Below are 9,187 nucleotides of genomic sequence, written 5' to 3'. Positions count from 1 at the left end.
GGAAGAACTCGTACCAGGCCCCGTACAGGGCCCGCTCCCGCTCCACCAGCAGCGGCAGCGGCTCGGAGGCCGTGACCAGCTCGCGCAGCGGATGCCGCGCCAGGACGGCGTCCACCTCCGGCGCCAGCGCCGCCGCCAGCCGGGAGACGGCCGGGCGGCTCTCGTCGCGCAGGGCGTCGGCCGCCGTCAGCACGGTGGCGCGGTCCGGCCCCTCGGGCGCCCCGGCGGCCGCCCGCTCGTACAGGCGCGCCCCCTCCTCGAGGACCGGCTCGGTGTCCATCCCGGCGGGGATCTTGATGCGGGCGTGATGCCGCCAGGTGGCGACCGGATCGCCCCAGGCCTCCACGGTGAAGCTCCAGCGGCCCGTCGCGTCCGGTGTGACGTCCGCGCCCCAGCGGTCCGTGCCGGGGGCGAGCTCGCGCATCGGCGTCCACGGTCCGGGCGTGCCGTCCGGATCCCGCAGGACGACGTTGGCCGCGACGGCGTCATGGCCCTCGCGGAACACGGTGGCGGAGATCTCGAACGTCTCGCCGACGACCGCCTTGGCGGGCCGGCGTCCCTGCTGGACCAGGGGCCGGACGTCGAGGACGGGTATGCGCCCGACGGCGGTGGCGTGACCGCCCGCGGTCTTCTCGACGCTCTCCGTGGGCTCGGCGGCCACGCTCGTGGCGGCGTTCTCGGCGCTCGCGGCGGTCTTCCCGCTCCTGGCGCGCTTGCTGTCCTTGCCGGCCCTGGCGCCCTTGCCGGACTTGCCGCTCTTGCCGGTCTTGCCGCTCGTGGCGGTCCTGCTGTTCTTGCCGATCTTTTCCTGGGGTCCGTTCTCGGCGTTCCTGCCGTTCTCGGTACGGGGCGTCGGGGGTGATGACGGGTGGTGCCTTGCTGGCATGACCGCTCCTGTCCGCATCAACGGGGGGTAGGCGGATGGATGTGGGGAGGTGGGTCCTGCGGGGGTGCTGGGGGAGTACCGGGGGAGCCTTCCACCCTATTCGGGTGCGCAATCCGGCGCTTTGTTAACTGCTCACGCCTATGTCTTTACACAAGACATGCTTCTTTCGAGACGAACGGGGAGCCGCTTCCGGACGCCCGTCACATGAACGGTGGGACGTGCAGGAGCCTGTCCGGCGAACCGGGCCCGCGGCCGGACATCTTGCCGTTCGCCGCCCCCGCGAACAGCGCTTTCGCCACCTGCGCGGGCGCGGCCGGGGGGCGGTCGGCGAGATACGGCGCGGCCGCGCCCGCCGCGTGCGCCGTCGCGCCGCCGACGCCGGGTGTCCCCCTTCGGCACCGGACATGGCTGACGGCGACGGAGCCGGGCTGCCCGGCTCCGGGTGTCTTCCCCCTCCGGTGCGGCGCGCACGGGCAGGGTGGCGGCCGACAGCGCCGCGGTCGTCACGACCGCGGTCGGGCCCCCCGCCCGGTGCGGACGCCGTGTGCGCGTCCGTGCCATGGTCCGAGTTCCCCTCCTCGACTCGGCGCGCCCCGGTCCCGGCCCGGGCACGCCAGGGGGGCAGCCTCTCGCGGTGTGCGAAGCGCCACAAGGTGGCCGCCCGGGGAGAAACAGGGTTTTCGGCCCGTTGTGGCACGCCCCGGTGGCGGCGGTCCGGGCGCCACGGCCCTTGCGCCGTCCGCGGACGCGCCCGGCCCGACCGAAAAGCAGGGGCCCGCGGGCGGCCAGCCCTCAGCGAGGTCGACACCCGCGCCGGTACCGTTTCCTTAGACGTGGACGCACAGTGCCGTGTGTCCATCCAGCGAACGCGCCACGCCGAGGTGGAATGTGAAGGCGATCCGTCGATTCACCGTCCGACCCCTCCTCCCCGAACCTCTCCGACCGCTCAGCGACCTGTCCCGCAACCTGCGCTGGTCGTGGCACGCGGAGACCCGTGACCTCTTCCGGTCCGTCGATCCCGAGCGCTGGGCGCTGTCGGAGGGCGACCCGGTGAGACTCCTCGGCAGCGTGCGCCCGGCACGCCTCGCCGAGCTGGCCGAGGACCGCCGTTTCCTGCGCCGGCTCGCCGCAGCCGCCGACGACCTGCACGACTACCGGACCGGCGACCGCTGGTACCAGGCGCAGCCCGCCTCAGCCGGGCTGCCCGCCGCCATCGCCTACTTCTCGCCCGAGTTCGGCGTCACCGCCGCGCTGCCGCAGTACTCCGGCGGCCTCGGCATCCTCGCCGGCGACCATCTGAAGTCGGCCAGCGACCTGGGCGTCCCGCTGATCGGCGTCGGACTGCTCTACCGGCACGGCTACTTCCGCCAGTCGCTCTCCCGGGACGGCTGGCAGCAGGAGCACTACCCCGTCCTCGACCCCAACGAGCTGCCGGTGACCCTCCTGAGGGAGGACGACGGCGCCCCCGCGCAGATCTCCCTCGCCCTGCCGGGCGGCAAACGGCTCCGCGCCCGCGTCTGGCTGGCCCAGGTCGGCCGGGTCCCGCTCCTCATGCTCGACTCCGACGTCGAGGAGAACGACCTCGGCGAGCGCGGGGTGACCGACCGGCTCTACGGCGGCGGCAGCGAGCACCGGCTGCTGCAGGAGATGCTGCTCGGCATAGGGGGTGTCCGGGCCGTACGGACGTACTGCCGTCTGACCGGCCACCCCGTGCCCGAGGTCTTCCACACCAACGAGGGCCACGCCGGCTTCCTCGGACTCGAGCGGATCGCCGAACTCGCCGACGAGGGGCTCGACTTCGACTCCGCCCTGGAAGCCGTCCGGGCCGGAACGGTCTTCACCACCCACACCCCCGTCCCCGCCGGCATCGACCGCTTCGACCGCGAGCTGGTCGCCCGCCACTTCGGCCCCGACGCCGAGCTCCCGCGCATGGACGTCGACCGCATCCTGCGCCTGGGCATGGAGACCTACCCCGGCGGCGAGCCGAACCTCTTCAACATGGCCGTCATGGGCCTGCGGCTGGCCCAGCGCGCGAACGGGGTGTCGCTGCTGCACGGTCACGTCAGCCGTGAGATGTTCTCCGGCCTGTGGCCCGGGTTCGACCCCGACGAGGTGCCGATCACCTCCGTCACCAACGGCGTGCACGCCCCCACCTGGGTGGCGCCCGAGGTGCTGCGCCTCGGGGCCCGCCAGATCGGCGCCGAGCGCGCCGAGGACGCCCTCAGCGTCGGCGGCGCGGAGCGCTGGGACGCCGTCGCCGACATCCCCGACCAGGACATCTGGGAGCTGCGCCGCGATCTGCGCGAGCAGCTGGTCGTGGAGGTGCGCGAGCGCCTGCGGGCGTCCTGGCGGCAACGGGGCGCGGGAACGGCCGAGTTGGGCTGGATCGACGGCGTCCTCGACCCGGACGTCCTCACCATCGGCTTCGCGCGCCGGGTCCCCTCCTACAAGCGTCTGACGCTGATGCTGCGGGACCGCGAGCGTCTGACGGATCTGCTGCTGCACGCGGAGCGGCCGATCCAGATCGTCGTCGCGGGCAAGGCGCATCCGGCGGACGACGGCGGCAAACGCCTGGTCCAGGAACTGGTCCGGTTCACCGACGACCCGCGCGTGCGGCACCGCATCGTCTTCCTGCCCGACTACGGCATGGCGATGGCGCAGAAGCTGTACCCCGGCTGCGACATCTGGCTGAACAACCCCCTCCGTCCGCTGGAGGCCTGCGGCACCTCCGGCATGAAGGCGGCGCTCAACGGCTGTCTCAACCTCTCCGTCCTGGACGGCTGGTGGGACGAGTGGTTCCAGCCCGACTTCGGCTGGGCGATCCCCACCGCGGACGGCGCCGGAACCGACCCCGACCACCGCGACGACATCGAGGCGGCCGCCCTCTACGACCTCCTCGAACAGCGCATCGCCCCGCGCTTCTACGAACGCGGCCAGGCGGGTCTGCCCGACCGCTGGATCGAGATGGTCCGCCGGACGCTCGGCCTGCTCGGCCCGAAGGTGCTGGCGGGGCGCATGGTCCGCGAGTACGTCGAACGGCTCTACGCGCCCGCCGCCCACGCGCACCGGACGATGACCCCCGACACGGCGCGTGAACTCGCCCGCTGGAAGCAGCGGGTGCGCTCGTGCTGGCACGCCGTCCGGGTGGACCACGTCGAGACGTCGGTGGCCACCACCACCGCCGAACTCGGCACCACCCTCGCGCTCCGGGTGCGGGTGGGCCTCGGCGACCTCACCCCCGACGACGTCGAGGTGCAGGCCGTGTCCGGGAGGGTCGACGAGGAGGACCGCATCACGGACGCCTCGGCGGTGCCGCTCAAGCCGACGGGCGGTCCGGACGAGGAAGGCCGCTGGGTCTACGAGGGCCCGCTCGCCCTGGACCGCACGGGCCCGTTCGGATACACCGTCCGCATCCTGCCGGCCCACCGGCTGCTGGCGTCCGGCGCGGAGCTGGGGCTGGTGGAGGTGCCGTCGGAGGAGGCGGTCGAGGGGGCGGGAGTCCTGCTGCGCTGACCCCGGACGGGATCCGCGCCCGGCGGCGGCCGGCCGGGCGCTGTCCGCCGGCCGCCCGTCCGCTGCCTGGCGGTTGGCCGGCGGTTGGCCGGCGGCGGGTCGGGCGCCGTCCGTCCACCGTCCGGCCGCGCCCGTCGAATGACCGGCTCGACGTCGTACGACCCCTTCGGACGGGGGCTTTCGGGTCGCGGCGTGCGTGGCTTCGACGGGATACGGGTGATCTCCCCGTCGCTCGCCATTCGGAGCCAAGACGAGTGAGTTTCCGCACGGGCCCACGCCTCAGGGAACAGCCCGTGGATATGAATTTCCGTCTCATTGGAACCCGGTCTGCTACTGCCCCGTCTCTCCAGTCGATCCGCTTCACTCTCGACCGTGAGGACCCTGTGATGACACGCGCGAACAGCCGCCGCTTACTCCTGGCCGGTGCAACTGCCACGGCACTGCTGACCCTCGGCGTCTTCTCCGGCAGCGCCGGCGCGGCTGTCGCTCCCACCGCCACTGCGGCCTCCGGACCGTGCGGGCCCAGCGCCTCCCGACACGACTTCGCGTTGTTCATGGACGGCGCCTGCGTCGAGTACATCGCCGGGATCGGGGACCTGAACCTGAGCGCCAAACAGGTGACCCTGTACCGGGGTGCGACCCGTAGCCGGCCCTTCACCGACTTCATCTTTTCGGGCGGACGCCTGCACAAGAACATCACCGTCGCGGTACTTGACGGGGAAAATCGGATAGTTAAACGCTACAACTTCCGTAATGCGCACGTCATTCGCTACACGAACGATACGGCCGCCACGATGCAGTTCCAACAGGTCATCGTGGAGTAGGGCAGTTCGCTGCGGATGTCCAGCTCCGCCGTCAACCACCGGGCGATTCCGAAGTCGAAGTGACCTTGTGAGTACGCCGGTCGCTGCAGCGTAACGAGTTGCGCCGGGTGTGCGGTGATCCGGTCGGGACCGTACCCGCCGCGCCCGACCAGGGCTGACATAGGCTGTGCCGCCCGCTGACTGACGCGTAGAGAGGCCGAGGGCGCGTGTCCGACAAACCGTCCGAAGAGCACAGTTCCGGTTCGGAAAAGGGGAATCGGGACGGGGGTGGGTCGGCTCCCGAGCCCAGTAGCTCCATATCCGACGAGGAATGGGCGAAGTTCGTCCAGGACAGCGAACGCGCGATACCCGACTCCGCTCCCAAGGAGCCGTCCGCGCGGGCCCGGATGGTGACGGAGCGGCTGAGGCGGCAGGAGGAGCGCGGCGAGCTGCCGCAGAGTTGGCGCTATGCGCCGTCCTGGCAGCAGGAGACGCAGAAGAGGGCGACGCGCAAGCGGCGGCTGTGGGCGGTCATCGGGCTGCCCGTCGCGGCGGTCCTGGCCGTCGTCGCCATGCGACCCTCGCTGCTGCCCGGCGATCCCTTCGGCGCGGGGGGCCCGGAGGCCGCCGTCTCGCCGCTGCCGGCGGAGACCGCGGCCCCGACCGGTGCACCCGGGGCCGTCGATCCCGAGACCCCCACGCTGGACCGGCCGTTCGCCGGCTCCCCCGCGCTGGCATGGGCCGACGGCGCCGCCGGCATCGTCCTGCCCGAGGCGACTCCGGTCGCAACGCTGTCCGCGGCCGAGGTGGAGAAGGCGCTGCAGCGGAGCAGGAAACTGCTGATCGACGCCAACCTCGACCCGGCGACCCTGCGCGGCGAACGTCCGGGAGCGGCGCTGTCGGCGCTCGATCCGCGGCAGAAGGACCTGACGAGCCTGTTGGAAACCGCCCTGAGAAAGCCGGACGAGAAGCACGATCCGCTGTCGATGTTCAGCCGCTTCGACCCCCGCGAACTGCGCATGGTCGGTGACGTGGTCAAGACGCGGGGACGGATGACCTTCAAGGCGGGTGAGCAGGCCTCCGTGGTCGTGCACGCCGACTACACCTTCGTCTATCCGGTGACCCGCGTCGACGAGCACGCCCCGGCCGGGGTCGCCCGCACCATCGTCCGGCGCGTGCTCGACCTCGAATTCCCCGATCCGGACAAGCCGGGCAAGTACGCCTTCACGCCGGGCAGGATCACCGTGCTGAGGTACGACCGGGACATCGGCAACTCCGCCTGCGACGTCTACGACGGCTTTCTGCATCCCGGGTTCTCGACGGCCGGGACGACGGCCGATCCGACCGGCGCGGCTCCGACCGGGCCGACCGCGGACCCGTACGACCGCAGCAGGGACCTGGCGGCCGAGAACGGCGAGGAGGGCTGCGGCGTGGCGTCCCGCACCTGAGCCCCCTGCCGGGCGGGACCGCGCTCGCGCCCGGCTACGACTCCTCGTCCGCGCACAACCCCCGCAGCACCGTCCCGCAGCGGCGGGCGTAGGCCTGCTGCAGGCCCCTCGTGGCCGGGCCGCCCGCCCTCGCGTACCACTTCGCCGCCCGGCTGAAGGCGGAGACCGTCAGCCAGACCGTGCCGTCTCCGGTGCGGTCGACGACGAAGGACTCCTCCCCGGTCTCGGGATGGCCGGGGAGGGTGCCGTAGGCCCACCCGGCGCGGCGGTGCTCCTCCACCGTCCAGACCACCCGGCAGGGGGCCTTGACGATGCCGGCCAGGGTGACGGTGACGTCCACGTCCGGGGCCGCGCGGTCCGCGGAGACGGCGAGGCCCACGCCCAGGGCGCGGTGCATCTTCCACGTCATCACCGCTTCCGCGGCGCGGCGGAAGACGTCGTGGCCCTCGCCGAGCCGGGTGCGGACGTGGAGGGGGTGGAACCCCGGAGGGCAGAAGCCCGGACGGTCGCGGGTCGCGCCGACCTCGTCGTACGTGAAGTCCTTCGAAGACATGGGAGCCAAGAGTAGGGCGGCACCCGGGGACGTCGTGCTCCCGGGTGCCGCCCGTGACTCGCCTGCCGCAGCGTCAGTTGACGTTGACGGCGGCCCAGGCCGCCCCGACCGCCTTGTACTCGGCGCTGGTGGAGCCGTACAGGGCGGAGGCCGCGCTCAGCGTCCCCGTCCGCGCCGCCTTGTAGTTCGTCGTCGACGTGAAGTACGTGGTGAGCGCCTTGTACCAGATCTGCAGCGCCTTGTCGCGGCCGATGCCGGTGACCGTGGAGCCGTTGGACGTCGGCGAGTTGTAGGTCACGCCGTTGATCGTCTTCGAACCGCTGCCCTCGCTCAGGAGGTAGAAGAAGTGGTTCGCGACGCCGGACGAGTAGTGCACGTCCTTGTTGCCCACGCTGGAGGACCAGGAGTCCGCCGAGCCGCCGTCCTTGCTGGGCTTGTCCATGTAGCGCAGCGGGGTGCCGTCGCCGTTGATGTCGATCTTCTCGCCGATGAGGTAGTCGCCCTTGTCGGAGGCGTTGTTGGCGAAGAACTCGACGCCGGTGCCGAAGATGTCCGAGGTGGCCTCGTTGAGGCCGCCGGACTCGCCGGAGTAGTTCAGGCCCGCCGTGTTCGAGGTGACGCCGTGGCTCATCTCGTGGCCGGCCACGTCCAGCGAGGTCAGCGGGTGGTTGTTCCCGTCGCCGTCGCCGTACGTCATGCAGAAGCAGCTGTCGTCCCAGAACGCGTTGACGTACGCGTTGCCGTAGTGGACGCGGGAGTAGGCGGCGACTCCGTTGTTCTTGATGCCGCTGCGGCCGAACGTGGACTTGTAGAAGTCCCAGGTGGTCTGCGCGCCGTACGCGGCGTCCACGGCGGCCGTCTGGTCCGCGGCGGAGCTGGAGGCCGCACCGGTGCCCCAGATGTCGTCCGCGTCGGTGAACAGGGTGCCCGCCGAGGAGGAGGTGCCGTGCGACTTGTTGTAGGTCTTGTGGCCGCCGCGGGTGCCGTCCGTCAGGTTGTACGTCGAGCCCGACTTGGTCGTGCCGAGCGTGACGGTGCCGGAGTAGAGGCTCTTGCCGGTGCCGGTCTCGATGCCCTGGTACTCGTAGAGCTTCTTGCCGGTGGCCGCGTCGGTGATGACGTGCAGCTCGCTCGGGGTGCCGTCGTCCTGCAGACCGCCGACGACCGTCTCGTAGGCGAGGACCGGGGTGCCCTGGGCGGCCCAGATCACCTTGCGGGGGGCCTGGTCCGCCGAGGTGGACTCGGAGCCCGCGGCCTTGGCCGCGGTCAGCGCCTGCTTCTCGGCCTTGGCGGTGGCGACCTTCGGGGTCAGCGTGGCCACCTTGATGGTGGCCGTGTTGGCCTTGGTGACGCCCTTGGCCGCGCCGGTGGCGGACTCGTGCACGACGAGGTCGCCGCCGAGGACCGGCAGGCCTGCGTAGGTGCGCTCGTAGCGGGTGTGGACGGTGCCGTCGGCGTCCTTGACGACGTCCTTGACGACGAGCTTCTCCTTCGCGCCGAGGCCTATCGCCTGGGCGGTCTCGGGGGCGTCCGTCTGCTGCTGCTTGATCAGTGTCGTGCGTGCGGCGGCCGACAGCTGGACCGGTGCGGCCGGCTGGACCGACCTGCCGCCGCTCTCCGCCGGGGTCTGGGCGGCAGCGGTACCGGTGGTCAGACCGGTGGTGACCAGGGCTCCGGCCGCGACGGCGGTGGCGATGGCCAGAGTGGTGCGCTTGTGACGCGCGTAGAGGGAGGTCACACAAGCTCCTTGGATGTGGGGGGTCCGGGAAGCGTGGGGCGGCTGCCCGAGACGGGTGTGAAGTTGTGCGGCGGGTGAAGGAAGACTGACATCAAGGCGCGTACATGTCAGGACCCTCAAGTGATGTTGGCCGAAACTCGACTGTCCGGTGAACATTGCCGGAATGTAAACGGAGTTGACTTCGGTCAAGGGTCGGCAGAGCACGGGTATGCGGCGGGCAAAAAAGGGGACGCCGCCCCGGGGGAG

The 9,187-nt window shown here is 71.7% G+C and carries 6 protein-coding genes; 3 read left to right on the top strand and 3 right to left on the bottom strand.

Annotation, left to right across the window (positions count from 1 at the left end; translation table 11 throughout):
• Positions 1–886, bottom strand: an 886-nt coding sequence (locus IE239_RS30545; protein WP_229878404.1) for a maltotransferase domain-containing protein, incomplete at its 3' end; no start/stop codon positions are given.
• Positions 887–1,774: 888 nt separating this feature from the next.
• Between IE239_RS30545 and IE239_RS30540 the strand changes: the two genes are divergently transcribed.
• The 3 genes from IE239_RS30540 to IE239_RS30530 all read left to right on the top strand — a co-directional run bounded on the left by IE239_RS30540 (position 1,775) and on the right by IE239_RS30530 (position 6,650).
• Positions 1,775–4,399 carry a glycosyltransferase family 1 protein gene (locus tag IE239_RS30540; protein WP_190152669.1) on the top strand — a complete coding sequence of 875 codons (2,625 nt, stop codon included), beginning with the start codon at positions 1,775–1,777 and terminating at the stop codon, positions 4,397–4,399.
• A 386-nt stretch (positions 4,400–4,785) separates the two neighbouring features.
• The gene (locus IE239_RS30535; RefSeq protein ID WP_190152668.1) at positions 4,786–5,223 is read left to right on the top strand and encodes a hypothetical protein; all 438 of its coding nucleotides are present in this window, start codon (positions 4,786–4,788) and stop codon (positions 5,221–5,223) included.
• Between the two features lie 206 nt (positions 5,224–5,429).
• The gene (locus IE239_RS30530; RefSeq protein WP_190152667.1) at positions 5,430–6,650 is read left to right on the top strand and encodes a hypothetical protein; all 1,221 of its coding nucleotides are present in this window, start codon (positions 5,430–5,432) and stop codon (positions 6,648–6,650) included.
• 34 nt (positions 6,651–6,684) lie between these two features.
• Here the strand turns inward: IE239_RS30530 and IE239_RS30525 are convergent, their stop codons facing one another.
• The gene (locus IE239_RS30525; protein WP_190152666.1) at positions 6,685–7,203 is read right to left on the bottom strand and encodes a DUF1990 domain-containing protein; all 519 of its coding nucleotides are present in this window, start codon (positions 7,201–7,203) and stop codon (positions 6,685–6,687) included.
• 73 nt (positions 7,204–7,276) lie between these two features.
• Positions 7,277–8,941: a M4 family metallopeptidase gene (locus tag IE239_RS30520; protein WP_190152665.1), complete on the bottom strand. Its 1,665-nt coding sequence runs from the start codon at positions 8,939–8,941 to the stop codon at positions 7,277–7,279.
• Positions 8,942–9,187 lie beyond the last annotated feature (246 nt).

Source organism: Streptomyces humidus (assembly GCF_014649655.1).
Taxonomy (GTDB): domain Bacteria; phylum Actinomycetota; class Actinomycetes; order Streptomycetales; family Streptomycetaceae; genus Streptomyces; species Streptomyces humidus.
This window is presented reverse-complemented; position numbering and strand designations above follow the sequence as displayed.